Source organism: Pseudoduganella sp. R-34 (assembly GCF_049904655.1).
Classification (GTDB): Bacteria; Pseudomonadota; Gammaproteobacteria; order Burkholderiales; family Burkholderiaceae_D; genus Rugamonas.
This window is the reverse complement of record NZ_CP184572.1, coordinates 1,396,912-1,421,960: the sequence shown is the minus strand read 5'-3', so window position 1 is coordinate 1,421,960 and position 25,049 is coordinate 1,396,912. Positions and strand designations below refer to the sequence as shown.

At 61.2% G+C, this 25,049-nt stretch carries 29 protein-coding genes; all 29 read right to left on the bottom strand.

The window, feature by feature from the left end; genetic code table 11:
* Position 1: 1 nt before the first annotated feature.
* Positions 2-3,502, bottom strand: coding sequence for a response regulator (locus ACN9MW_RS06655; RefSeq protein WP_426168898.1), 3,501 nt, complete (start codon positions 3,500-3,502; stop codon positions 2-4).
* A gap of 76 nt (positions 3,503-3,578) precedes the next feature.
* The gene (locus ACN9MW_RS06650; RefSeq protein ID WP_426168896.1) at positions 3,579-4,343 is read right to left on the bottom strand and encodes a glutaminyl-peptide cyclotransferase; all 765 of its coding nucleotides are present in this window, start codon (positions 4,341-4,343) and stop codon (positions 3,579-3,581) included.
* The gene (gene ruvB / locus ACN9MW_RS06645) at positions 4,336-5,391 is read right to left on the bottom strand and encodes a Holliday junction branch migration DNA helicase RuvB (protein WP_426168893.1); all 1,056 of its coding nucleotides are present in this window, start codon (positions 5,389-5,391) and stop codon (positions 4,336-4,338) included. The genes ACN9MW_RS06650 and ruvB overlap by 8 nt, the downstream gene beginning before the upstream one ends.
* Positions 5,392-5,448: 57 nt before the next feature.
* Positions 5,449-5,739: a hypothetical protein gene (locus tag ACN9MW_RS06640; protein ID WP_426168890.1), complete on the bottom strand. Its 291-nt coding sequence runs from the start codon at positions 5,737-5,739 to the stop codon at positions 5,449-5,451.
* An 87-nt stretch (positions 5,740-5,826) separates the two neighbouring features.
* Positions 5,827-6,402: a phospholipid scramblase-related protein gene (locus ACN9MW_RS06635; protein WP_426168888.1), complete on the bottom strand. Its 576-nt coding sequence runs from the start codon at positions 6,400-6,402 to the stop codon at positions 5,827-5,829.
* Entirely contained in the window at positions 6,386-6,868 is a 483-nt protein-coding gene (locus tag ACN9MW_RS06630) for a GNAT family N-acetyltransferase (RefSeq protein WP_426168886.1), read from the bottom strand. The genes ACN9MW_RS06635 and ACN9MW_RS06630 overlap by 17 nt, the downstream gene beginning before the upstream one ends.
* A gap of 4 nt (positions 6,869-6,872) precedes the next feature.
* Positions 6,873-7,427 (bottom strand): dihydrofolate reductase family protein, encoded by a 555-nt coding sequence (locus ACN9MW_RS06625; protein ID WP_426168883.1) that lies wholly within the window; start codon positions 7,425-7,427, stop codon positions 6,873-6,875.
* 95 nt (positions 7,428-7,522) lie between these two features.
* On the bottom strand, positions 7,523-7,798 hold the full coding sequence (locus ACN9MW_RS06620; protein WP_426168880.1) for a hypothetical protein: 276 nt from the start codon (positions 7,796-7,798) through the stop codon (positions 7,523-7,525).
* Entirely contained in the window at positions 7,791-9,092 is a 1,302-nt protein-coding gene (locus ACN9MW_RS06615; RefSeq protein ID WP_426168878.1) for an MFS transporter, read from the bottom strand. The genes ACN9MW_RS06620 and ACN9MW_RS06615 overlap by 8 nt, the downstream gene beginning before the upstream one ends.
* Before the next feature lie 102 nt (positions 9,093-9,194).
* On the bottom strand, positions 9,195-9,953 hold the full coding sequence (locus ACN9MW_RS06610) for a hypothetical protein (RefSeq protein WP_426168876.1): 759 nt from the start codon (positions 9,951-9,953) through the stop codon (positions 9,195-9,197).
* A 56-nt stretch (positions 9,954-10,009) separates the two neighbouring features.
* Positions 10,010-10,453, bottom strand: coding sequence for a VOC family protein (locus ACN9MW_RS06605; protein ID WP_426172129.1), 444 nt, complete (start codon positions 10,451-10,453; stop codon positions 10,010-10,012).
* A gap of 16 nt (positions 10,454-10,469) precedes the next feature.
* Complete coding sequence (locus tag ACN9MW_RS06600) at positions 10,470-11,300, bottom strand: class I SAM-dependent methyltransferase (protein WP_426168873.1); 831 nt, start codon at positions 11,298-11,300, stop codon at positions 10,470-10,472.
* Between the two features lie 63 nt (positions 11,301-11,363).
* On the bottom strand, positions 11,364-11,762 hold the full coding sequence (locus ACN9MW_RS06595) for an NUDIX hydrolase (protein ID WP_426168871.1): 399 nt from the start codon (positions 11,760-11,762) through the stop codon (positions 11,364-11,366).
* A 353-nt stretch (positions 11,763-12,115) separates the two neighbouring features.
* Complete coding sequence (locus ACN9MW_RS06590; protein ID WP_426172128.1) at positions 12,116-12,658, bottom strand: PAN domain-containing protein; 543 nt, start codon at positions 12,656-12,658, stop codon at positions 12,116-12,118.
* A 99-nt stretch (positions 12,659-12,757) separates the two neighbouring features.
* A complete protein-coding gene (locus ACN9MW_RS06585) occupies positions 12,758-13,354 on the bottom strand; it encodes a hypothetical protein (RefSeq protein ID WP_426168868.1) in 597 nt (198 codons plus the stop codon).
* A gap of 440 nt (positions 13,355-13,794) precedes the next feature.
* Positions 13,795-15,162: a serine hydrolase gene (locus ACN9MW_RS06580; protein WP_426168865.1), complete on the bottom strand. Its 1,368-nt coding sequence runs from the start codon at positions 15,160-15,162 to the stop codon at positions 13,795-13,797.
* A gap of 129 nt (positions 15,163-15,291) precedes the next feature.
* Entirely contained in the window at positions 15,292-15,525 is a 234-nt protein-coding gene (locus tag ACN9MW_RS06575) for a hypothetical protein (RefSeq protein ID WP_426168863.1), read from the bottom strand.
* 583 nt (positions 15,526-16,108) lie between these two features.
* On the bottom strand, positions 16,109-16,414 hold the full coding sequence (locus ACN9MW_RS06570) for a hypothetical protein (RefSeq protein WP_426168860.1): 306 nt from the start codon (positions 16,412-16,414) through the stop codon (positions 16,109-16,111).
* A 65-nt stretch (positions 16,415-16,479) separates the two neighbouring features.
* A complete protein-coding gene (locus ACN9MW_RS06565; RefSeq protein WP_426168858.1) occupies positions 16,480-16,977 on the bottom strand; it encodes a hypothetical protein in 498 nt (165 codons plus the stop codon).
* A 35-nt stretch (positions 16,978-17,012) separates the two neighbouring features.
* Entirely contained in the window at positions 17,013-17,552 is a 540-nt protein-coding gene (locus ACN9MW_RS06560; RefSeq protein ID WP_426168856.1) for a GNAT family N-acetyltransferase, read from the bottom strand.
* A 23-nt stretch (positions 17,553-17,575) separates the two neighbouring features.
* On the bottom strand, positions 17,576-18,154 hold the full coding sequence (gene ruvA, locus ACN9MW_RS06555; protein WP_426168854.1) for a Holliday junction branch migration protein RuvA: 579 nt from the start codon (positions 18,152-18,154) through the stop codon (positions 17,576-17,578).
* Positions 18,155-18,173: 19 nt separating this feature from the next.
* Positions 18,174-18,710 (bottom strand): crossover junction endodeoxyribonuclease RuvC, encoded by a 537-nt coding sequence (gene ruvC / locus ACN9MW_RS06550; protein ID WP_426168851.1) that lies wholly within the window; start codon positions 18,708-18,710, stop codon positions 18,174-18,176.
* A 118-nt stretch (positions 18,711-18,828) separates the two neighbouring features.
* Positions 18,829-20,403 (bottom strand): bifunctional phosphoribosylaminoimidazolecarboxamide formyltransferase/IMP cyclohydrolase, encoded by a 1,575-nt coding sequence (gene purH, locus ACN9MW_RS06545; protein ID WP_426168849.1) that lies wholly within the window; start codon positions 20,401-20,403, stop codon positions 18,829-18,831.
* A 90-nt stretch (positions 20,404-20,493) separates the two neighbouring features.
* Entirely contained in the window at positions 20,494-20,727 is a 234-nt protein-coding gene (locus ACN9MW_RS06540; protein ID WP_028102293.1) for a helix-turn-helix domain-containing protein, read from the bottom strand.
* 43 nt (positions 20,728-20,770) lie between these two features.
* On the bottom strand, positions 20,771-21,787 hold the full coding sequence (gene dusB, locus ACN9MW_RS06535) for a tRNA dihydrouridine synthase DusB (RefSeq protein ID WP_426168846.1): 1,017 nt from the start codon (positions 21,785-21,787) through the stop codon (positions 20,771-20,773).
* A 74-nt stretch (positions 21,788-21,861) separates the two neighbouring features.
* Positions 21,862-22,503, bottom strand: coding sequence for a histidine phosphatase family protein (locus ACN9MW_RS06530; RefSeq protein ID WP_426168844.1), 642 nt, complete (start codon positions 22,501-22,503; stop codon positions 21,862-21,864).
* The gene (locus ACN9MW_RS06525; RefSeq protein WP_426168841.1) at positions 22,500-23,114 is read right to left on the bottom strand and encodes a YbhB/YbcL family Raf kinase inhibitor-like protein; all 615 of its coding nucleotides are present in this window, start codon (positions 23,112-23,114) and stop codon (positions 22,500-22,502) included. The genes ACN9MW_RS06530 and ACN9MW_RS06525 overlap by 4 nt, the downstream gene beginning before the upstream one ends.
* A gap of 165 nt (positions 23,115-23,279) precedes the next feature.
* Positions 23,280-23,726, bottom strand: coding sequence for a D-aminoacyl-tRNA deacylase (dtd, locus tag ACN9MW_RS06520; RefSeq protein ID WP_426168838.1), 447 nt, complete (start codon positions 23,724-23,726; stop codon positions 23,280-23,282).
* Positions 23,723-24,955 (bottom strand): tyrosine--tRNA ligase, encoded by a 1,233-nt coding sequence (gene tyrS, locus ACN9MW_RS06515; protein WP_426168836.1) that lies wholly within the window; start codon positions 24,953-24,955, stop codon positions 23,723-23,725. Before tyrS ends, dtd begins: the two co-directional genes overlap by 4 nt.
* Positions 24,956-25,049: the final 94 nt, after the last annotated feature.

Genomic DNA, 25,049 nt, shown 5'->3' with positions numbered 1-25,049 from the left:
CCTAGCGTCTAATCCAGACCCGCAGCAGCGACAAAAGCTGCGCGGTATCGATCGGCTTGGCGAGGTAATCGCTGGCTCCCGCCTCCAGGCAATGCTGGTGATCGCCCGGCATCGCCTTGGCGGTCATCGCGATGATGGGCAAATCCCTGAAGCGGGCATCGGCGCGGATGCGCCGCATCGCTTCGTAACCATCCATCTGCGGCATCATTATATCCATCAGCACAGCGTCCACCCTTCCTTCCGACGCCAGCCTGTCGAGCGCTTCCTGGCCATTTTCCGCTTCCAGCACTTCCACCCCGCGGTCGCCGAGCAGGCTGGCCAGGGAGAACAGGTTGCGCATGTCGTCGTCCACCACCAGCACCCTGCTGCCGGCCAGGGCCAGGGCCTCCTGCCGCGTGGCATGGCCGCCCTGCTCCACGCTGTGCAGGAACAACTGCACTTCGCTGAGCAGCCGTTCGGGACTGTGCGTGCCCTTGATGATCACGCTGCGCGCGTAGCGGTTCAGCATGCGCAGCTGTTCGCGCGTCAGGTCCTGGCCGGAGTGAATTACCACCGGCAAGTGGCGCAGGCCGGGCGTGGCCTGCATCGCCTCCAGCACCTGGTAGCCGGACATGTCTTGCAGGCCAAGGTCCAGTACCATGCAGTCGAAGTGGCCTCGCGCCAGCAGCTCGATGGCTTCATGCCCGGACAGGCAGCGCACGACTTCCACGTGGCGCCCCGCCAGCAGGGCGGCGAGGCTGCTTGACTGGCTTTCGTCGTCTTCCACCACCAGCACGCGCTTCAGCGCACCGGCCCAGGCCTGCTCGATGGTCTCGAATACTTGCGACAGCTGTTCGGGACTGGCCGGCTTGGTCAGCAGGCCCAGCGCTCCCAGGTCGCGCGCACGCTGGATTTCGTCAAGGCAGGAGATGAAGTGCACCGGCAGGTGGCTGGTACGGGGATCGGCGCGCAGCTCGCGCATCACTTCCCAGCCATCCATGCGCGCCATCATCACGTCCAGCAGCACGGCATGCGGCGCTTCATGCCGTGCCAGTTGCAGGCCCTGCTCCCCGTCCGGCGCGACCAGCGGCGTGTAGCCGCGGGCGCGCACGAAATCTGCCAGCAGGCTGGCGAAAAATGGATCGTCTTCCACGATCAGGATGCGGCGCACGCCATCGCCCGGCGCCGCGGCGGGCGGCGCAGCGGCTGCCGGTCCGGCGCTTGCCGGGCCGGAGCCCTGCAGCAGCGGCAGCATGAAAGTGAACGTGCTTCCCTCTCCCTTGACGCTGTGCAGGTGCAGCGCCCCGCCCATGATGCGCGCGAGCTGCAGCGAAATCGACAGGCCCAGCCCCGTGCCGCCATAATGTCGGCTGATGCTGCCGTCTGCCTGCCGGAACGCTTCGAAGATCGTCACCTGCTTATCCGCCGGCACGCCGATGCCCGTGTCGCTGACCGCAAACGACAACTGGTCTTCCACAACGGAGATCCGCAACGCCACGCTGCCCTGGTGCGTGAACTTGAGCGCATTGGACAGCAGGTTGCGCAGTACCTGCTGCACGCGCTGCCCATCCATCATTGCGGCTGCCGGCGTGCCGGGCAGGCGCTCGATCCGCAGCGCCAGGCCCTTCTGCTCCGCCTGCGGCCGGAACTGCGCCAGCAGGTCGTCGCACAGGCCGGCCAGCTCCACCGGCTCGACGTTCAGCTCCACCTTGCCCGACTCCATCTTGGCCAGGTCCAGGATATCGTTGATCAGGTTTAGCAGGTCGCGCCCGGAATTGTGGATGGTTCCCGCATATTCAAGCTGCCGTTCGTTCAGGTTGTTCGCCTTGTTTTCCTTCAGCAGCGCCGACAGGATCAGCATGGAATTCAAGGGCGTGCGCAACTCGTGCGACATATTGGCCATGAACTCGCTCTTGTAAGCGCTGACGCGCTGGATTTCCTCGCGCTGGCGCTCCAGCAGGTCGGCGCGCTCCTCCAGCTCCGCATTGCTTTGCTGGAGCTCCTCCTGCTGCACCCGCAGTTCCTCCGCCTGCTGCGCCGTCTCCGCCAGCAAGGAGCGCGTGCGATGGCGCGTGATGTTGACCTCCAGCCCGATCGCGATCGCCTCCGCGCACAGGTCGACAAAAGCCAGCTCGTTATCGCTGAAGTGCCGGAAGGCGCCCAGCTCGATCACCCCCACCATATTGCGCCCATGCTGCAGCGGCTGCACCAGCACGCAGGACGGCTCCGCACTGCCAAGAGCCGAGCCGATCTCCAGGTAGCCGGGCGGCGCCGCGTCGACCAGTATCCGCTTGCCGTCGCGGATCGCCTGCCCCGCCAGTCCCTCGCCCGGCGCAATGCGTGCCGGATGGCGCTCCTGCGCCAGGCCATAGCCGGCCAGCAGGCACATGCCCGCCCCCGCTGCTTCATCGACGTACAGCGCCCCGACCCGCGCCCCCAGGCGCTCCGCCAGGAAGTCCAGGAGGCGCTGCCCGAGCACCGCCAGCTCCTGCTCGCCGCGCATCACGATATTGAGTTCATTCTGGCTCGACTTGAGCCAGTCGCGCGCACGGTCGGCCAGCTTGCTGGCGCGCAGCGCTTCGGTCATTTTGGCGAAGGCCTCGTCGAAGCTGCGCTGCGATTCGGCCAGCGCCGCCACCGACAGCAGCAGGTCGCCCGCCTCATCGTGCGCCACGCCGGCCAGGTCCAGCTGCGGCAGCGGCGCCGGCGTCAAGCCGTGATCGAGATTGCCGCTTGCGACAGCCTGCACCGCTGCCACATGGCCGGCGCGCGAATCGGCCAGCGCGCGCGCCGAGTCCAGCGCCCGGTGCAGCGGCTGCGCCACGTTACGCTGGTAAAACACGCGCAGCGCCGCCGCCATCAGCACCAGCACGGAGCCGAATGCGATCAGCACCCAGCTCACGACGCGGGTGGCGCTGGCCGCCTCGCGCGTGGAATCCACCTCCAGCACGCCGCGCACATCGCCCAGCTTCCAGTCGGTCTTGGGACTTTGCGGATGGCTGTTATGGCAGGAAACGCAGGCATCGGCGCTCATGCGGTCGGCCAGCGCCACGCGCACCGTCGTGCGGCCGTGCAGGGTTTCAGTGCGGGAGAAGACGCCGTCGGGAGTCTTCTGCAGGTAGGTCCAGGCGTCCCGCGCAAACTGGTCGCTGGCGCGCTCGCGCCGCTGCGGGAAAGGAAAGGGGCTGTAAAGCTTGACCACCGTGCCGCCGCCCTGCATCAGGTCGCTTAGCTCGTGGATCATCGTGGCCGGCAGCGGAATCGCGTTTTCCTTGCTGCGATAGTCCGGGTCGACCTGCATGTCGGTCTGCGCCAGCACCCGCGCCGCCACGTTTTCAGTGTAGTACTTGCGCAGCATGAGGAATTGCCGCACCGTGGCCTGCGCCGAATCGACAGCGTCGCGCTCGGCGTTCTCGCTGATCAGGATTGGCAATAATGCCGAAATGACCAGACCACACCCGGCCAGCAGCAAGGCGATTGGCAGGAACAGCTTCCAGAACAAGCTGCTGGAACGTGCGAGCACGGCAAGCCTCCGCAAGGCTGAGTTTTCACCCTATTCTTGCGCGGAATATCCCATGAGGCAAGCCTACCGACAGTTACTATTTTTTTAGTGGCCGCAGCACGATTTCGAACAGCTTCGGCCAGCGCTTGCCGGTCACGAACAGGCGGTGCGACTTGGCGTCGTAGGCGATGCCGTTCAGGACATTGTCGGCATCGCTGCCCGCCCTGGCGGTAGCGGCCAGCCCGGACAGGTCGATCCAGCCCAGCACATGGCCGCTGAACGGGTCGATGCGGGCGATGCGGTCGGTCTGCCAGACATTGGCATAGATCTGCCCATCGACCCACTCCAGCTCATTGATCTGCGCCAGCGGCTGGCCGTCGGCCGTGACCTTGATCCGGCGCTGCTCGCCGAAGGTTTTCGGGTCCAGCACGCGGATTTCCGGCGTGCCGTCGCTCATGTAGAGGCGCTCGCCGTCGCTGGTGATGCCCCAGCCTTCGCCCAGGTAATTGAAGGTGCCCTTGATGGACAGGCTGCCCTGGTCCATCACGTAGCCGGCCTGGTTCATCCAGGTGATGCCGACAATGCTGTCGCCATGCGGCGCAATGCCTTCGCCGAACACCTTCTCCGGCAGGTCGCGCTTTTGCAGCACCTTGCCGGTGGCCAGTTCCACCTTGCGCACGGAGGACGCGCCATACTGGCCGGTACTCTCCCACAGGAAGCCGTCCTTGAAGAACAGGCCCTGGGTGAAGGCTTGCGGATCGTGCGGGTAGCTTGCCTTGATCGTGTAGCCCTGCACGGGCATGGCAGCCGATGCGATCTGCGCGGCCAACGCCGCCGCGCCCAGCGCTGCGAGCTTACGCATCCCACAGGTCTCCGGTGGCGTTGCTGCGCGGCGGGGTCACGCCGAAATGCTGGTAGGCCTGCGCCGTGGCGACGCGCCCGCGCGGCGTGCGTTGCAGGAAGCCTTGCTGGATCAGGTATGGTTCCAAAACGTCCTCGATAGTATCCGCGGCCTCGCCGATGGCAGCCGCCAGGTTGCCGATGCCGACCGGGCCACCGCCGAATTTGTACAGCACCGCTTCCAGCAGCTTGCGGTCCATCACGTCAAAGCCCACATGGTCGACGTCGAGCATGCGCAGCGCCGCATCGGCCAGCTCGCGCGTGATGTCGCCGTTGCCCTTCACCTCCGCGTAGTCGCGCACGCGGCGCAGCAGGCGGTTGGCGATGCGCGGCGTGCCGCGCGCGCGCCGCGCGATTTCCAGCGCGCCGCCTTCGTCGATATTCGCCTTCAGCAGCGCCGCGCTGCGGGCGACGATCCTTGCCAATTCCTCGGTAGTGTAGAACTCCAGCCGCGCCACGATGCCGAAGCGGTCGCGCAGCGGGTTGGTCAGCATGCCGGCGCGGGTGGTGGCGCCGACCAGGGTGAAAGGCTGCAGGTCCAGCTTGACGCTGCGCGCCGCCGGGCCTTCGCCGATCATGATGTCGATCTGGTAGTCCTCCAGCGCCGGGTACAGGATTTCTTCGACCACCGGCGACAGGCGATGGATCTCGTCGATGAACAGGACGTCATTCGCCTCCAGGTTGGTCAGGATCGCCGCCAGGTCGCCCGGGCGCTCCAGCACCGGGCCGGATGTCTGGCGCAGGTTAACGCCCATTTCGCGCGCAATGATATTGGCCAGCGTGGTCTTGCCCAGGCCCGGGGGGCCGAACAGCAAGGTATGGTCAAGCGCCTCGCTGCGCTTGCGGGCGGCCGAGATGAAGATTTCGAGCTGGTCGCGGATCTTGGACTGCCCGACATATTCATCGAGATGCTTGGGACGCAAGGCGCGCTCGATGGCCTCCTCGTTGGGCGAAGATGGCGCCGCATCGATGATGCGCTGCTCGGTGAAATTGTCGGTTTGAATGCTCATGCCAGCTCGAAAAACAGGTTCAAGGCATGATTCTATCAAGGCCGGACAGCCCGGGGCTCACTTCATGTTGGAAGCGGCCGCGCTTGCCGTTTCGTTGGTTTTTTTCTGCAGGCTGCCTGACACCTGCATCGCCTTCTCACGGCGGTCAGGCTGGCCATCCTTCTTCGGCTCCTGCAACCCGGTGGCCTTGCGCGCAGCGGTGGAAGGTTCGCCTTTTACTGTTGCCCTGGCCGGCTGCCGGGCTTCCGGCTTGTCCTGCCCCGGCGCGGCCTGCTGGCTCCAGGCCGCAGGCGCCGCTGCCAACAGCAAGCCGCCCAGCGGCACCGCCAAAAGTTGACGAATAGTCATGAGAAATCTCCTCGAATATTCGCCAAAGTCTAGCACGGCCGGTCGTGAAGGACTGCCGCAGAGGTGATCCAGCGGCCGGGCTAGCGCTTAACGCTCCTTGTAGACGATGTCGATCGCCAGGCCGGCGGCCAGCAGCAGGCCGGAATTGGCCTTGAAGTCCTCCGCGATCGAGATCATGTAGTTGTCGGCGCTGGTGAACAATTCCTTGCCGATGCCAGCCCACTTCTTGCTGACGGTGCCTTTCTCGTTGCCCTTGGCGTCGAGGAACTTGAAGTTCCAGCCCTTCCAGTCGCCCTTCACTTCGGCGATCAGCTGGTCGCGCATGTCGTAGACGAAGAAGCCGCCGCCCAGGCTGAACAGCTTGGACTTGAAGTACCCGATCGCCTGGCCCGAACGGTCCAGGATCTCGATGCGGGAACGCAGGAAGGTTACGCCGCGCTTGATGGTGAGCAGCGCAGGGCCGTTGGCCTGCTCGGAAATTTCCACCTTGGTCGGCAGGATGCGCTTGTCGATCACCAGGCGCAGCGCATGGACCAGGAAGCTCAGTTTTTCCTGTGCCACGCCCAGGTTCTGCTGGGTATCGGGGTCGATGATGTCGTAAGCGTCCGAAAGCTTGAGCACGCCGACGTGCTCCTTGACGAAGTAGTTAGTCCTGTCCAGCAATTGATTTCCCCAGTAGTGAGTTTGAGTTATGAAGTACATGTGCAGTCGCGGCGAACTGCTCGTTGCCCGCCAGCTTGCCGCTGATCGTGTCAACGATCTTGAAGCCAGCGCTTTGATACAAGGCCAGGGCGGCCGTGTTACCAACCAGTACATCCAGCGACAAGGCCCTGCCCGACTCGCGCAGTACTGCGTCGAGCAGCGCACGGCCGATTCCCTGCCGGTAGCGGGCAGGATCGACGTACAGCCAGGTGACTTCATCTTCCGTGAAGCCGGCAAAGCCTGCAACTTCACCGGCGATTTCCGCCACCAGCAGCGTCGCCTCGAACAGCCCCTCTGCCTCGCCGGTTTGCTCCAGCGTCAGGAATGCATCTGCCAGGCCGCTGGAATCGAGTTCGAACTTGCGCGCGGCATCGTGCACCGCGCAGATGCCTTGCCAGTCTGCAGCTTGATAAGGCCGGATAATCATGCGATCAGCGTCCCGGGACCAGGTAGCGCAGTTCGGCCATGCCGGTGCCGATCTGCCGCGCCGACTGCAGCAACATCGGCGGGTTGGTCAGGCGCCGCGGAAACAGCGGCTTGCCATGCCCCAGCGTGACCGACCCCACCTGGACGATCAATTCGTCCAGCAGTGCGGCGTCATGGAATTGCCCCGCCAGGTCGCCGCCGCCCACGATCCAGATATTCTTGTCGCCCGCAGCCTCGCGCATGACTGCGTGCACCGGTCGGACGTCGCCCTTCACGAAGCGCAGGTCGGCGCCGGGAATCGACGGCAAGGTGCGCGACGAAAAGACCCATGTCGGCTGCGTATAGGGCCAAGGCGATCCCGTTTCCGCCGCCACCGTTGCGGCATTGCGCACCATCCACTCGTAGGTGGACGAGCCCATCGCGATGGCGCCAACCCGGGCGATGAACTCGGGATAGCTGCTGTCATTGATATCGCCAAGCGGGAACAGCCAGTCCAGGGAATCGTCTTCGGTAGCGATAAAGCCATCAAGGCTTGTCGCGGTAAAAAATTGAGTCTTCATTTTGAGTGCAGCGCTGCCGCGTTTGCGGGAATGGGTGCAAGATTGTACGCGCCCGCAGCGCATCGAATTCTCTCAAAAAATTGCTCGCCGCCCTCTCAGCGGCGAATGCGGGCCGCCGCCAAGCCCAGGATTGCACCGGCCAGGCCGCCAAGGAGCGATTGCGGCAGAGCGATCATGTCCTGCGCCCTGCCATCTGCGAGGGTCATCAGGTCGGCCGCGAGATAGACCGGTCCCATGCCCACGCCGAGCGGCACCGCCAGCCACGCCGGCCATTGCCCGCTTTGCTGCCAGCCGATGACGCCGCCAATCCAGCACGACACCGCGACCATTCCAATCAGCGCCCCACCCAGAGCGAAAGCAGCCTTACGCATGAATACTGTCTCCGTCGTTTTCCGGAATGGGGCGCACGACCAGGAACAGGTACGACATGGCGCCAAGGAAGGCAATTGCGGCACCGGCCAGCAGCGCCGGTACAAAGGACCATTGCTGCGCGATATACCCGGTAAGCACCGGCGCCAGCGCACCGCCGAGGAAGCCGCCGAAATTCTGGATCGCGCCGAGCGAAGCGATGCGGCTGCGAGGCGCCGCCACCGTGGCGAGCGACCAGGCGCAGGCCGAAGAGGCGTTGGCAAGGAAGATCACAATGGAAATGCACGCCACCGCCAGGACATTGCTCTCCACCAGCGCTGCAGGAATCGTGAATATCACCATGCCCAGCGTCGCCAGCACCACCGCATTGCGGCGCCCCGAAATCGGGGTGTTCGCAAAACGCACGATGCGGTCGGAAGACCAACCAGCGATCAGCGCGCCGGCAAAACCGCACAGGAAAGGTATTGCCGATGCGAAGCCCGCATGCGCCAGGTCCATATGGCGCTCGGTGCGCAGGTAGCCGGGCAGCCAGGTCAAGTACACCCAGTTCAGGTATACCGAGCCGAAAAAGCCGAACATCATGCCCCACGTCACGCGATGGCGGAACAGCGCCAGCCAGCCGGCAAAGCTGGTTTTGGGTGCGGCTTCGCTGGCTTCACCATCCTCCAGGTAGGCGCGCTCCTCCGCGCTCAATTCCTCGCGCACAGGGTCGCGATAGACGCTCACCCAGACGATTGCAGCCAGCAGGCCAAGCGCGCCGGTGGCGTAAAACGCCCAATGCCAGCTGGTCGCCGCGATCAGTGGCGGCAGCAACAGCGGCGCCAGGGCAACGCCCAACGGCGAGGCGGAATTGTAGATACCCGTCGGCGTCCCACGCGAGCGCAGCGGGAACCAATTGCTTACCACGCGTGCAGCAGAAGGAAATTGCGGCGCCTCCCCGACCCCGAGCGCAATGCGCGCAAGCACGAAGTAGCCAAAAGTCGAGGCCAGCCCGCCGGCTGCCTGGGCCACCGACCACAGCACCAGCCCCAGCCCAAGCAGCCAGCGCGGACCGATCTTGTCGACCAGTGCGCCGACCGGAAGCTGGCACAAGGCGTAGCTCCACGAGAATGCCGACAGCAGCAAACCCATTTCGCCCAGCGACAGGCCGAGGTCCGCGCGGATATACTCGTTGGCCACCGCCAGGGTGGCGCGGTCCAGGTAATTGATGACCCCGCTCGCCACCAGCAGCACCAGCGCCAGGCTTTGCCTTCGACGGATTCGTGGAGGGACTTGGGTAGCAGTGATGTTGGTCATTTCAGGTGTTCCATACGCGGCGCGAATTATAAAATCGTGGCGAGTATAGAGCACCGCGCGCGCAACAAGCCAATTGATCGCGCTGGACAAGTCATGGCGAATTCAATTAAACCTGCTTTGAGGCGCAACAATTTCGCAGGCACTGTAGCCATCATCGTCGCGCAGGACGCAGGCTTTCGCAACATACTTCGAATCAATCAACTCATAAATGGTCGAGAAAGTTCCGTATGACCTGACGGCCTGCTCGAGCAAGACCAGCCTGCCCTTGACCTTGTCATCCACCACGACAAGGCCTAGCGACGCCCAGTCCGCATAAGCCAGCGTGAAGTCCTTCTTTGAATTCGACAGCATCACGAAGTGCACATTGGCCGCGTTTGCGGACAGGCTTTGGCAGTAGTAACGGTCGGAGATGATGTAATCCTTGATGCCGTCGCCATTGAGGTCCTGGCGGTCGGCGGTAAGCGTCTGGCCTATGGATTTCCTGCCATAGCCATGCTTTTCGATGCACGAACTCTCCGGGGAGATCAAATCAGCACCTGCGCAGGCCGACTTCGCGCCAAGGCGCTCGGAAACCAGCGCGCCGGAACAATAGCCAAGAGCTTCTGCAATCTTCTCCCCCTTCGGCCATTTCGCAACTTGAGCCTTGAGCGACTGCGCTATCGGCTCGGGAACGTAATCCGGCTCGCTCGGCTTGATCTGGCGCTCCTTCCCGACCATGGACCTTGCAATGCTTGGCAGTGGTTCGAGGCTGGAGACCCTGATATCTTCATCGGATACGCCACCAGCCTTCTGGCCGCAGGCAGAAAGGAGGACGAGGCAGGGAAGGATCAATAAGGGCAGGAACTTGCTTCGGCGGGACATGTGGGCGCTGGTTAATTTTTTTGCAAATTCTAGCACGCAGTCCGCCCGCCCCGGCCTCACCCCTGGCCAAGCTCCTGGGCCAGTCCGATGAGGATTCCTTCCGGTCCGCGAATGTAGCAGAGCCGGTACACGTTTTCGTATTGGACCACTTCACCGACGACTGTCGCCCCCAGCCTGCCAAGCCGCTCCAGCGTATCGTCAATGTCATCCACAGCAAACATCACGCGCAGGTAGCCAAGGGCATTCACCGGCGCGGCACGGTGATCGGCAACCACCGCCGGCGCCAGGAAGCGGGACAACTCGAGCCGGCTATGGCCGTCCGGCGTACGCAACATCGCAATCTCGACACGCATGCCATGCAGACCTGTGACGCCATCGGCCCAATCGCCCTGCACTGGCGCACGCCCCTCAAGTTCGAGGCCAAGCTCGGCGAAAAATGCAATGGCGGCGTCCAGGTCCTCTACCACAATGCCAACATTGTCCATGCGTTTGACTGTCACGATGCCTCCATGGTTTTCATTTGCTTGCGATGATTTGAGCGAGAACAATCCGACCTTCCTCGAGATTTCGTCGCTGATTCTGGGCCATGGCCGGAAAATCAGGTCCGAGAAGGATATGGAAACCAACTGCCGGCAGCCCTTCACGACGTATTTTCTCGGCAAGCGCCACGAACCAGGTGCGCGCCGCATCGGTCGTGTCCGACCAATGGGTCACCTTGAAGCCCTCTGCCTCCAACAGCCGGCGCAGTTCATCAGGTTGCACCAGGAAACTGGTATCGGGTGTGCGCGCCCAAGGAACCGGAAAGAGAACAGGACCGGACGGGCCGGCGAGAATGTCGTAGATCGCGAGGGTGCCACCCGGCTTGAGAACCCGGTGCATTTCCCGGTACAGCAGGGCTTTGTCCGGAATATTCATCGCCACGTGTTCGGTCCACACGACGTCGAACGACGCGTCATCGAACGGCAGCCTGGTTGCGTCACCCTGGCGGAAGTCGACAAGATCCGCAAGACCGACCTTGGCGCTGAGCAGCGCCGCAGCATTGCAGTATTCCTCGGTCAGGTCGATGCCAGTGACGCGGCAGCCAAATTCCTTAGCCAGGCATCGCGAGGTGCCGCCGATACCGCTGCCGACATCCAGCACCCGCTTCGACTCATCCAACGAAGCCGCCCTCGCAAGTTCAAGCGTCGCTGTCCTGCCGCGGATATGAAATTCGTCCACCGGCGCCAGCTCTTCGGGCTTGAGGTGATTCAGGTCCTTGCCGGCCTTTTCCAGCGCTGCAAGGATGGCGTTCCCTAGATCGGAACGGGCGTAGTGCGTCCGGATTGCGTCGTTGACTCGATTGAGCATGACATTCCCCTCTGGCAAGGAGCGCCGTTGGCGCTGTCCTTGCCGACAATTTTCACCCGTTCATTATGGCTGATCGCGGCACAGCAATTCACCCGGATGCTCAAAGGCGTCCCGGATTCTCTCGACCTGTCGCCTAGAAGTATTTGCGGGAATATCGCTGCACGCGAACCATGCCGCATCGTCCGCCTCGTCAGAAGTACCAAGTTCCCCGCTCACGAGCAGGCACCTGAAACTAAAAACCAGGTCGTCCCGCGAAGGAACCGAATAGACGCCAAGCAGCTTTTCCACACGTACTTCCAACCCCACTTCCTCGCGTACCTCGCGAACCACAGCCTCCCACGGCGCTTCGCCAGGACCCACGCGCCCGCCCGGAAGGTTCCACAAATCACGGTCCGTTCGATGGCAGAGCAGAACTCGATTCGCGGAGTCGAAGATGACAGCGAATGCACCGAGCGTCGTCATGGTTGGAGCTGGTCAGCGAAAACTGCTCATAGCCGCTCTACCCATTCACTAGCTGGAAACATTGGTTCTCCTCTCATTTCTGCTCAATGAGCATTTTCGCGAGACGTTTGAGGCCTTCGCATAGGACCGTGTCAATTCTTGCCGGATCTCGCATCGGCTCCTCTCTAACGTGAGAGACAACCTGCTGACTCAATCCGCAGCGTGGAGGCAATCCAACGCGTCCCGGTTAATTGAATTGATATGCATTTTCGGGAGCACTTCAGAAAGGAAGAGGCTGGCCGTAGCCCAGTCCCCTTGACCAAAGGGGAAGCCCCTTCCTGTCAGCCATTACTGTGTCCCTTGTGATCCACAATTTATCTCACTATTGGTGGCCGCTCCACAACACCCGACCAGCAACACACATTGTTGGTCGCCGGCGGAATCGTGTTCTTGAGCCAGCATTTTGCGTTAGGCCCTTGTACGCCCGCTCGGACTTGGGTCCAGGCCGTGCATTTGGAGTCTTTTTCACAGGCGTGCTGGCATTCCGAGGTCAATCCGGTCGGAACCTCAAAGTTTGCATAGTCGCCGCCTGGTCGATCAATACCAGGTTCCTGTGGTCTTGGCACCACCCCCGATATGCAGCAATTGTTTGAAAGAGCATTCGGCAAAGAGCTTTTCAACCAGCATTTCGCGAGCGGCCCCTGAATGCCCGGCTTGGCATAGGTCCATGCACGGCACGTTTTATCCCCCTCACATATGCGCTGGCAGACATCCCACGTGCCTCCGAAGGTTCCTGGAACCGGTTTCGGCACATCGAAGCTCCGGTAGTCCTGTCCAGGCCTGTCGGTGTTTTCCTCGACATACTGAGGGCCCTGCGCAATGGCACCGTTTATCCCTAGCGACGAAAGAAGAACCATGGGGACCAAGCGCCGCCTGATCAAGTCACGAACAACTTTTCGCTTAATCATTTTGCTCCTCCAAAGATTTACATTAAACGTAAAGCGGGAGGCCAGCATTCAACGATTCGTGTTCAGGTTCAGATGCAAAGGAAGTCGCGTAACCGTGTCTTCTGGCCGACCGAGCAACAACGCGATAGCCGAGGCATTGGCCGGCATGATGAAGAGGGCCTCTGTGTCGACAGACTGTCGATCATACACCGAGAAATTGATCGAATTCTCCGGAATTAACTGCGCGCCATCAACCGAAAGCTGGATTGTCCTTCTATCGACATAGTCACTCATACCCATAACATCGGTTACTCGAATGGAGAGTCGGAGGGCGAGTTTTTGGAGTTTGCCGTCCTTGTCCGTTGAGTACGGTTCCACTTTGGTATCCAGCAGCTTGAAAGCGTAGTGCCCGGCACGGGTCGCCCCCAATTCAGCGGGCTGTGAGTTCGCTTTGGGAGCTTCTGGCGCGCTGGGGCTGATCTTTGCGGAAGGGCTCTGCTCACGATGATCAGCCGATGACACAGCGCTGGAAGTTCCTTTGCCGAGGAGCCCGTTCTGATGAAGCACAGCAATCGCACCGCCCACAGCGGTGATGACTGCAGCTATTCCCGTGAGCACCCCCGGCAGTGTTTGCCACCATGAAGGATCAGTCTTCTGCTCGCTCATTGTTGACCTCGCTGTTTGGACAGGTTGCGTGACATGTCGCGGGTTCCTCTTGACGCCCAGCCACAGTGGCTTGACTTGAGACGGCCCGCCTCCAGCAGATATCGTGGATTGCGCGCGGCAAGCCGCGTATCGCCACCCGATTGATGGAAGCACAGTCAGCAGAGTGAGTGGGTTAGGACGTCCACAAGGATACACCGGAGCGCATCAGCGCGTCCCGGTTGAATGACTTGTCATGCATTTACGGGAGCACTTCAAAATTGAAGCCCGTCGCCTCCACGCCCCCCCGGCGCGCGGTGAATGTGTGATCGAAATATCTTCGAACTCGAAGGTCAGCAGCCCTCGAACGCAGATGTCGGAGCCAGCAAGTTCGTCAAGCCGGTCAAGTACCTCATTGATCGATAGAGGTTCCCGCATCCGGGTAAAACGTATTCGCGATTCGCTTAATCCGCAATGCGCTCGGCAACCTGGTCGCCAATGGTCTGCTGCATCAACAGGCTGGTAACTTTGCCGCCGGCATCGCGCCGGAATTCAACGCTATTCATCGTCCCCTCCATGAAGAAGCTGGTCGATGCATACGGCTTCAGGTCCGTCGCCGGGCGGCCTTCGCGCTGCCACGTCAGCATTGCCCCTTTGCGGCGCACCGTGCGCGTGCTGTTGTCGGGCAGCTTATAAGTGCCGACGAAAGCGTCCAGCGCCTCCGGCGCCAGAGCGATGACTTTCCGCTCAGGGAATGGATCGCCAATGGCAATGGCAGCAGCATGCTTCGCCACCACTTCCGAATTGAGCAAAGAGCGTTCGCCATTGCTCAATACAGCCACAAAGACTTTATCGTCCGGCAGTCGAATGACGTAGCCATTAAAGCCTGGGATGTCGCCACCGTGCGCTATTTCCTGGTGCCCGCGCAGTTTGCCAATGGTCCAACCGAAACCATAATTGCATGCCGCCGCACCAGGCAGAGTGCATGGCGTGAAAGCCTGCTTCCAGCTTTCCGCCGTCAGCAGCTTGCCAGCGCTGATGGCAGCATCCCAACGCGCCAGATCGTCAACGGTGGAAACCAACGCTCCAGCCGCATAGGGCAGCGACATGCTGATTTGATCGGCCGGACTATAGGCTGAGAAAAAGCCGCCGCGATAGCCTGTAATGCGGCGCTTCGCGCTGCGCTCCGCGCCTTCGTAGGCCGTATCCACCATACCTAATGGCTCAAAGATATTCTGCGCAATAAAATCGGCGTAGCGCATGCCGGAAGCTCTCTCGATAACTGCGCCAAGAAGGAAGTAGCCAGAGTTGCTGTAGGCCCAGCGTTCGCCAGGTGCGTAGTCCAGCGGCTCATCCTTGAAGAAGTCGATCATCTGCGCGACGCTCATATCCTTGCGCGCCACCGACCAGAACGAACGCATGTCCGTGTAATTGTGGATGCCGGACTTGTGCTGCAGCAGCTGGTGTATGGTGATGGACTTGCCCTTGGTCGGATAGTCCGGCACGAACCGCGTAATGTCGTCCTGCAGCGAAAGTTTGCCTTGCTCCGCCAACATCAGGATTGCCACTGCCGTGAACTGCTTGGTGATCGAGCCCAGTCGCAACTGCATGTCCGCTTGCAGCGGAACCTTTTTGTCGAGGTCGGCCAGGCCATATGCTTTGCGGAAGGCCGTCTCGCCATCTCGCATCACAATGACAGCGGCGCCGGGAGCGCCGGACTTGAACATGGGCGCCAATTGGGCATCCAGCAGCACCTCCAGGGAGGTATTGTTAGCGTGTGCGAAGCAGACCTGCAGCAGCAGCGCTGCGGCAAGGATTGGGCGTAAGGACATCAATAGGCTCCTGAAAAAGTCGGCATATCTTAACTTACCAAGTTTCAGAAAGGCTCACTAAATTCCACCACACTTTCCCGCTAACGTGGCGATGCAGTTGATCGAGATGTAGGGCCAAAGGCGTTCATGCTAAAAGCCCGGAAATTTTTCTTTGAGCGCAGTCCATACATCGAACCAGAGTGCAGTGGTCTGTCGTTCGGTAACTAAGTGCACCTCACTTCCGCCTTGCTGCAAAAACACATCGGCGCCACGCACTGCAAGCTTCCCCTTAAGTGAGTACGCGATATTGTTAGCCTCCTGACGATAGAAGGCCTCCCGCGATTCACCCCAATTGTTCTTCTTAATTGAGCCTCGGATTTTCATACCTGGATCCAACGTGATTGATCAGCTGTGCGGTAGCGGGCCTCGCCCGCTGTAGCGCGTCCGCTGGAGCAGAAGGTTAGACGTTTGGTACAACCTTGCCACAATGCGCGCAACGATGCTGATTATTTGAACACCAGTTGCAGATGCTCCAGGCATTGTTACGGTAGTGCTCGGTACCGTCTCCGGCATTACCATTCCAGCTCTGCTTGCAGTCAGGGCACTCACCAAAGGAGCGAACCAGTTCTGCCTTTTCACAAGATTCACTGCAAAAGATAGGTGGAGGATTAAAGGGCATGAGTGTAGGTTTAACGTGACTGTTCAGCGGCGCCGTTAAGCGACCGTTGGAACTGAGGGTTAGACAATTGCGTCATCAATGTCAGCATATAAAGCTTTTAAGCCCCGTTGGATCGCTCGTTCTTCTTGAGTCAGGAAACAAAGAAAAGGAACAAGAACAACAGAAAAAGCCACCTCCTCAACCGCGGCGGCAATGCTGTTCTCAGTCCCCTGGACCACTGGCTAGAGCCCACAGCGCCCTCAGGCCTCCATGGGCTTGGGTGGACGGGATGCGCAAGTAATTTAGCTCTTACCATTCATGGGCTCTTTGAAGCGCCCCCAAAACTCCAGGATTGGCCTTATAGCGCTTGCGCAGGACCGCCTCGTCCCTCTCGATCTTTCCACAGCGGTACGTATTCATGGCCTCAGCAATCTCTTTCCGGCGCTCAGCGTCGTAAGGTTCTTCGCCGGCGAAATGAGTGCACATGGCGATTCGTTCGGCGAGTGCTCCGACAGCTTTAGGCTGTCCCTTTTTCAGGTCAGCAAACGGATCTTCTTCGGCATGCACGCCAGATGCGATAAGGGTCAAAAAAACGAAAAAAGAAAGACGCAGCATTTCACTCCCAACGAAAAGTTAAAAGCATCCGATTATCACGCCCCGCTTCGATCAAACAACTGGGTTCAGTCCATCGCCTTGCTGGCTTCACACAGGCGTTTGGAAAACGTGGTGTTCGCGATCGGCTTGCCATCTTCCGGAAGACGAACAGAGGCCGACGACGTAACAGCGATCGATTGATAGCCCAGGCCGTAGATGGTGGCAAAGCTTCCTGATGGATCAGGAACAAACGCATAGGCGCCGCTGAGCCTTGCGTTGTTTAGCTGCAGGCGAAATTGTTCGGCAGCAGCTGCGTCGCCGCGTACCGCGCGCAACAGCAAGTCCCTTTGAAGGTTCGCCGGTGGTTTCTCTATGTAAGCGGTGTCAATGCCTTCGATTTCTCCAAAGCTCTCTTGCCAGCATTGGTGTTCGTATCCGCTCGCGCGCAATGCTTTGAACGATGTCTTGCCGATCCCGTTCGAGTAATCGAAGAAGGCAACCGACAATGTCTTGGAGCCTGCACTTGCGAGCATTGGTGCGCACAACAGTAAGGCGAGGAAGGACTTGCGGACAGTCGATGTCATGCGGCGTTCAGTTGATTTCGAAAACCCGAAGCATACTATCTTTTTTGCAACTCCGACGTCCGCTGTTCGGGAAACCAGTACAAATAGAGTGCGGTCTCGTTGGCGACCTGCTCTTGGGTGCGATAAACGAATCGGTCAAAGCCGCCCACCTCGAAGCCATTCCGCAAATAGAGTTTGCAGGCGGCGACGTTGTTGGTCTGGGTTTCCAGTCGCAGGCCCTTGAGCTGCCTGTCCTGGGCCCACGATTTGGCGAACTGAATCAGCGCAGTCGCAATACCGCGTTGGCGAAACGTGCGGGAGACGACGATGTGCTCGATCGACCCAAGGTCATTCCAGCTTGTTGCCAACTCGATCTTGCCGGCCAGCCCACCATCGACAAATGCTCCGTAGGCTTCAACGTCATCATCACATTCATCATCCGCGTCGTAGCGTTTGGTGAACGGTTCTACGGTCCGGGTGCTAAGCCGGATATCGCCATCGACGAGGCTAATGTCGAATACCTCGCTGGAAATGAACGTGTTCTCTTCGCGATCGAGTGCGCTTGCCAGACGCTCGTGGATTCTCTCAATTTTCATGAGACCTCATTCCTCGACAGCTCTCAGCCTTTCGACAAAGCTTTCAGCGCTTGCTTGATGCCGTCGGAAACCGAGGAGCCGGCAGGTACGGTCTTCAGCGCCTGCAACGCTTCCTTGTCGGAGTAGCCCAGCGCCAGCAGCGCATTCAGGATGTCCGCTTGCGAATCGTGGACCGGGTGCGCGCCGGCAGCGCCGATGTCGGCGCCCAGCTTGCCCTTCAGTTCCAGCAACAGGCGTTCGGCGGTTTTCTTGCCGATGCCGGGTATCTTCACCAGGCGGCCGGCTTCTTGCAGCGTGACGGCCTGCGCCAGGTCGGCGATCGACAGGCCGGACAGGATCGACAGCGCAGTGCGTGCGCCGATGCCGCTGATCTTGATCAACTGCCGGAATACGGCGCGTTCTTCGGCATTGCCGAAGCCGAACAGCAGGTGCGCATCTTCGCGGATCGTCAGGTGGGTGAACAGGCTGACTTTCTCGCCCACGCCGGGCAGGTTGTAGAAGGTAGACATCGGCACGTCGACTTCATAGCCGACGCCTTGCACGTCTACCAGCAGTTGCGGGGGATTCTTTTCGAGCAGGATGCCGGTGAGACGTCCGATCATGGTGTTCCTTTGAATGCGATTAGCCCACCAGGCGGCCGCGCTTCATGCGCAGTCCAGACAGGGCGGGATGGGCGTTGGTGACGACGGCCAGCGTGGCCTGGCTGTTGGCGTGGCAGATGGCGATGCCGAGGGCGTCGGCGGCGTCGGTGCCGGGCAGGCCGGGCAGCGCCAGCAGGCGCGCGACCATGTCCTGCACTTGCGCCTTGGTGGCGCGGCCGGTGCCGACGACGGCTTGCTTCAGCTGGGTTGGCGAGTATTCGGCGACTTTGAGTTCGTGCGTCACCAAGGCGCAAATCGCGGCGCCGCGGGCTTGGCCGAGCAGCAAGGTGGATTGCGGGTTGACGTTGACGAAGACTTTTTCGATCGCGGCGCAATCGGGCTTGTAGGTGGCCGCGATTTCGGCGACGCCGTCGAGGATGACCTTTAGCCGCTGCGGCAGGTCGCCCTCGCCGCTCTTGATGGTGCCGGAGGCGATGTAGCGCAGCTTGTTGCCCACTTTTTGGATGACGCCAAAGCCAGTGGTGCGCAAGCCGGGGTCGATGCCGAGAATTATCATTCCCGGATTTTACGGCAGAAACCGGTAGACCGGTGTCAGACCCGAGGGTCTGACACCTGCACGCGACGGTCGCGTACCAGTGCCTGACCCTGCGGGTCAGGCACCGAACCACCGGTTTTTAGTGACGGAAATGTCGGGTACCGGTGTACAGCATCACCACGCCGCGCTCGTCGGCGGCGTCGATCACTTCCTGGTCGCGCATCGAGCCGCCTGGGTGGATCACGCAGGTCGCGCCCGCATCAACCACCACATCCAGGCCGTCGCGGAACGGGAAGAATGCGTCGGAAGCCACGGCGGAACCCTGCAGCGACAGGCCTGCATTCTGCGCCTTGATCGATGCGATGCGCGCGGAATCGATACGGGACATCTGGCCCGCGCCCACGCCCAGGGTCATGTTATTGCCGCAGAAGACGATGGCGTTCGACTTCACGTACTTGGCCACGCGCCATGCGAACATCAGGTCCGCCAGCTGCTGCTGGGTAGGCTGCAGCTTGCTCACGACACGCACCTCGGAAGGCAGCACGTTCTTGGAGTCAGCCGACTGCACCAGCAGGCCGCCGCCCACGCGCTTGAAGTCCATGGCGTTCACGCCTTCGCCCAGCGGGATTTCCAGCAGGCGCACGTTCTGCTTGGCCGACATGATCTGGCGCGCTTCCGCGGTGAAGGAAGGAGCGATCAGCACTTCCACGAACAGCTTGGCCAGTTCGGTTGCCGCTGCGCCGTCCACTTCCACGTTGAAGGCGATGATGCCGCCGAAAGCGGAAGTCGGGTCGGTCTTCAGCGCGCGCTGGTAGGCGTCCAGCGCATTCGCGCCCAGGGCCACGCCGCACGGGTTGGCGTGCTTGATGATCACGCAGGCGGTGGAGCCCATGGATTTCACGCACTCCCACGCTGCGTCAGCGTCGGCGATATTGTTGAAGGACAGTTCCTTGCCCTGCAGCTGGCGGTAGTTGGCCAGCGCGCCGGCCACCGGAGCCAGGTCGCGGTAGAAGGCAGCCGACTGGTGCGGGTTTTCGCCGTAACGCATGTCCTGCACTTTTTCGAAGGCCACGTTCAGGGTTGCCGGGTAGGCGGAACGGGTTTCGTGCTTGCGGTCCGGGCCCAGGCTGGAGAAGTAGTTGGTGATGGCGCCGTCGTACTGCGCGGTGTGCGCGTAGACTTTCTTGGCCAGGTTGAAGCGGGTTTCGTACGACACGTAGCCCGGTGCGTTGTCGGTGCCCTTCATCTCCGCCAGCACCACGCCATAGTCGGTCGGATCGCAGATCACCACCACGTCCTTGTGGTTCTTGGCAGCGGAGCGCAGCATGGCCGGGCCGCCGATGTCGATGTTCTCGATCGCGTCCTCCAGCGAGCACTCGGCCTTGGCCACGGTCGCCTGGAACGGGTACAGGTTCACCACCACCATGTCGATGGTCGGGATGCTGTGCTCTTCCAGCTTGGCGACGTGCTCAGGGAAGTCGCGGCGGGCCAGGATGCCGCCGTGGACTTTCGGGTGCAGCGTCTTCACGCGGCCATCCAGCATTTCCGGGAAACCGGTGTAATCGGCCACTTCGGTGACCGGCACGCCGTTATCGGCCAGCAGTTTCGCGGTGCCGCCGGTGGACAGGATGTTGACGCCCATGGCCGACAGGGCCTTGGCGAAATCCAGCACGCCGGTCTTGTCGGATACGGAGATGAGAGCTTGTTTGATCATAGCTGTGGGGGGAAGGTTACGGAAATCGGTACAAACCATCCAGCCCCACGGCCCGTCGCGGCCAAAAGGGACCGGGACGCGGAATCAGCCTTACAGCAGGCCGTGTTCCTGTAATTTCTTGCGCAAAGTATTGCGGTTAATACCCAGCATCTGGGCTGCGTGCGACTGGTTGCCGTCGGCGCGGCCCATCACCACTTCGAGGATCGGACGCTCAACGGTCATCACTACCATGTCGTACACGTTCGATGCCTGCTGCTCGCCCAGGTCATTGAAGTAGTCTTCCAGGCTTTTCTGGACTACTTCCTGAATGCTTTCTTTGCTCATTTTTTTATCGATCTTGCTAAATATTTGCCAATGCAGGCGCGGTTCACGCAGCCAGCGGTTCTTCGGCGAGGCGGTATTGTAACCGCTCGCCGTACTTCCATTGGGATTCGAAGAAACTGTCGACTGCGCGCAGTTGTTCTGCGGTCGACTCGAGGCGGTTCATCTCCTGACGGAACTCCTCCCCGCCCGGGAGGTCGCGCACATACCAGCCAATGTGCTTGCGCGCGGTGCGCACGCCCAGGAATTCGCCGTAGAAGGCGTAGTGGGCCTGCAGGTGTTCGTCCATCAGCTTGCGCACCTCGGCCACCAGCGGCGCCGGCAGGTGTTCGCCGGTGCGCAGGAAATGGTCGATTTCGCGGAAGATCCATGGGCGCCCCTGGGCGGCGCGGCCGATCATCACGGCGTCGGCGCCGGTCTTGTCGAGCACATACCGCGCTTTTTCAGGGGTGGTGATGTCGCCGTTGGCGACCACCGGGATGCTGACTGCAGCCTTGACGGCGGCAATGGTGTCGTACTCGGCGTCGCCGGTGTAGCCGTCGGCGCGGGTGCGGCCGTGCAGCGTCAGCATCTGGATGCCGGCTTGCTCGGCGATGCGGGCGATGCGCAGGGCGTTCTTGTTCTCGCGGTTCCAGCCGGTGCGGAATTTCAGGGTAACCGGCACGTTCACCGCCGGCACCACCGCTTCCAGGATGCGCTGGACCAGGTCTTCGTGCTGCAACAGGGCGGAACCGCACCAGTTGTTGCACACCTTTTTCACCGGGCAGCCCATATTGATGTCGATGATCTGGGCGCCGCGGTCGACGTTGAACTTGGCGCATTCCGCCAGTTCTTCCGGCACCGCGCCGGCGATTTGCACGGCTTTCGGCTCCATCTCGCCGGTGTGGTCGGTACGGCGCGAGGACTTCTCGCTGGCCCACAGGCGCGGGTTGGAAGCGGCCATCTCGGACACGGCGTAGCCCGCGCCCAGTTCCTTGCACAATTGGCGGAACGGGCGGTCCGTCACGCCAGCCATGGGCGCGACAAAGACGTTATTGCGGAGCTCGTGAGGTCCGATATTCACTTAACAAATCCGTAAGACAGTGCGGGAAAGGGGGCTATTTTAACCGATGCGCTGCCCAAAAACTAATCACTTTTTTAAACAATGTCGTCCAGGCTGGCGGACAGGTGCGCAACCTCGCCCCATTGCTCAAGCGACAACACCCCTTTATCAAAGGTAAATCGATTGATGCTGGCGTTTTTGACCTGGAAATCGCGCGGGCCGTCGATCGACAGGCCGCGGGCAGCGCGGTAGGCGCATTCCAGCACGCCGCCGTGGGCGACGATCAGGATGGATTGTTGTGGATAGCGTTCGGCCCAGCGCGCGATGCCGTCCTGGCAACGCTGGAAGAACTGGCGGAAGCTTTCCGCCACGCGGTCCCCGGCCGGCATCACGGCATCCACGTCCCTCGCCTGCCATTCCGCGAACTCCACGGGGTAGCGTTCGGCGATCTCTGTATATAAGAGGCCTTCGAATGCGCCGTAGCCGCGCTCGCGCAGGCCGGGGTCGGTGTGCAGGGGCAGGTGGGGATGGTGCGCCGCCACCGCTTGCGCGGTTTGCAGGGCGCGCCCCAGGTCACTGGAAATGATGGCCTCCAGCGGCTCGGCCGCCAGCGCACGCGCCAGGGCATCAGCCTGGCGTTCGCCGGTAGGACTAAGGGGGATGTCGATGTGGCCTTGCAGGCGGCGCACGGCGTTCCACGCGGTTTCGCCGTGGCGGATCAGCAGGATTCTTGTCATTCAAATAGCGAGTAGCTGCCGATTACCTGCGCCTCGTCGAGGATATGGCCGTGGATGGCGTCCAGCACGTCCTGGCAGGTGAAGCGGCCTTCCAGCTCCAGGCGCGGGGTGTCCAGCGCGTAGAGGCGGAAAATGTAATGGTGGGTGCGCTCGTCGTTCCATGGCGGGCATGGGCCGTCGTAGCCGTAATAGTCGCCGGCCATGTCCTTGTCGCTGGCGAACCAGCCGGTGTAGTCGTTGATGCCGTGGCGCAGGGGCGCTGGCAGGCCGGCCGGCTTGCCCTTTGGCGTGACTTCTTTCGAGAATTCGCCGGCGGCGATGCTGCTGCGTTTCGGCGGGATGTCGATCAGGGACCAGTGGTAGAAATCGGCGCGCGGCATCGATGCGGGCAGGGTGTGGCCCTCCTGGTTGACGTGGGTGCCGTCGGTGGGGGCGTCGCCGTCGATGCAGAGCAGGACCAGGGATTCGGTGCCTGGGGGGACGTCGGACCAGGCCAGGTGGGGGTTCTTGTTGGATGACAGGCGCACTTTCGTCGCCTTGTCGCGCACCGCGAAAGCAAAATCGCCGGGGATGGCGGCGCCATCCTTGAAGGAATCGCTCCAGATTTTCATCTTTATCTCCCAGCTTGCTTTTTGAACCGGTAAACCCGGGTCTGACCCGCAGGGTCAGACCCGGTCAGCTCGTCTGCCTGCGGCCTCAAAGGCCCAGAACCAACACCCCTGGCAGCGGCTCAGACTGGGTCTGACCCTGCGGGTCAGACCCAGGTTTACCGGTTTTTATTTTGGACTCACCTGCAACCAGAACGTCACCGGCCCATCATTGGTCAACGACACCTTCATATCCGCCCCAAACACGCCCGTGCCAACGACCGCGTGCCTGGAACGCGCCTGCTCCACAAAATACTCAAACAGCCGCTTCCCATCCGCCGGCGCAGCCGCCGGGCTGAACGAAGGCCGGGTGCCGGAGTTGGTATCCGCCGCCAGCGTAAACTGCGGCACCAGCAGCAAGCCGCCCGCGACATCGGTCACCGACTTGTTCATTTTGCCGGCATCGTCGGAAAATACACGATACGACAAAAGCTTGGCCAGCAACTGGTCCGCCTCCCTCTCCGTATCGCCCTTCTCCGCACACACCAGCACCATCAGCCCGCCATCGATGGCGCCGGTCGTCTCGCCATCGACAACAACCTTGGCGGACGAAACCCGCTGCAGAAGCCCGATCATGCCGACAAGGTCACTTTAGCAAATTTGCGCTTGCCGACCTGCAGCACGAAGGTGCCTGCCTCAATTTTCAGCGCCTTATCGCTGATCACCGTACCGTCGATACGCACGCCGCCCTGATCGATCATGCGCAGGCCCTCGCCGGTCGAAGCGCACAAGCCGGTCTGCTTCAGCAATTGGCCAATGCCAACCGGCGCGCCGGCCACGGCAACTTCGGGCACATCATCCGGAATCCCGCCCTTGGAACGGTTCACGAAGTCGGCCAGCGCATCCTCCGCCGCCTGGCGCGAGTGGAAGCGCTCCACGATCTCCTGCGCCAGCGCCACTTTGGCATCGCGCGGATTCGCCCCGCCTTCAATCGCCTTCTTCAGGCCCGCGATTTCCTCGATCGACTTCCACGACAGCAGGTCGTAGTAACGCCACATCATCACGTCCGAAATCGACATCACCTTGGCAAACATGGTGTTGGCCGGCTCGGTAATACCAATATAGTTGTTCTTGGACTTGGACATCTTCTCGACGCCGTCCAGGCCTTCCAGCAGCGGCATGGTCAGGATGCACTGCTGTTCCTGGCCGTAATCCTTTTGCAACTCGCGGCCAACCAGCAGGTTGAACTTCTGGTCCGTACCGCCCAGCTCCAGGTCGGCCTTCAGCGCCACCGAGTCGTAGCCCTGCATCAGCGGGTACAGGAACTCGTGCACCGAAATCGGGGTGCCGTTCTTGAAACGCTTGGAAAAGTCGTCGCGCTCCATCATGCGCGCCACGGTGTAGCGCGAGGACAACTGGATCATGCCGCGCGCGCCCAGCGGATCGCACCACTCCGAGTTGTAGCGGATTTCGGTCTTGGCCGCATCCAGCACCAGCGATGCCTGTTTGAAATAAGTCTGTGCGTTCAGCTCGATCTGCTCGCGGGTCAGCGGCGGACGGGTGACGTTGCGGCCGGAAGGGTCGCCAATCATCGAAGTGAAGTCGCCGATCAGGAAGATCACCTGGTGGCCCAGGTTCTGCAGCTGGCGCATCTTGTTCAGCACCACGGTGTGGCCCAAGTGCAAGTCAGGCGCGGTCGGGTCCAGCCCTAATTTGATGCGCAGCGGCACGCCAGTCTTTTCCGAGCGCGCCAGCTTTTGAGCGAATTCGCTTTCGATGATGAGCTCGTCCACACCACGCTTGGTGATGGCGAGGGCTTCCTGGACGCTATCGGTCAGCGGCAGGATTTTGTTGTCTGTATCCATTTTTGCGAAATTCTCTCAAATTGTTGGCACGGCTCAGGACTTTGTTATAATGCCCGATCCCATCAATCTTGCCCGATGAAAACGAATTAAATCA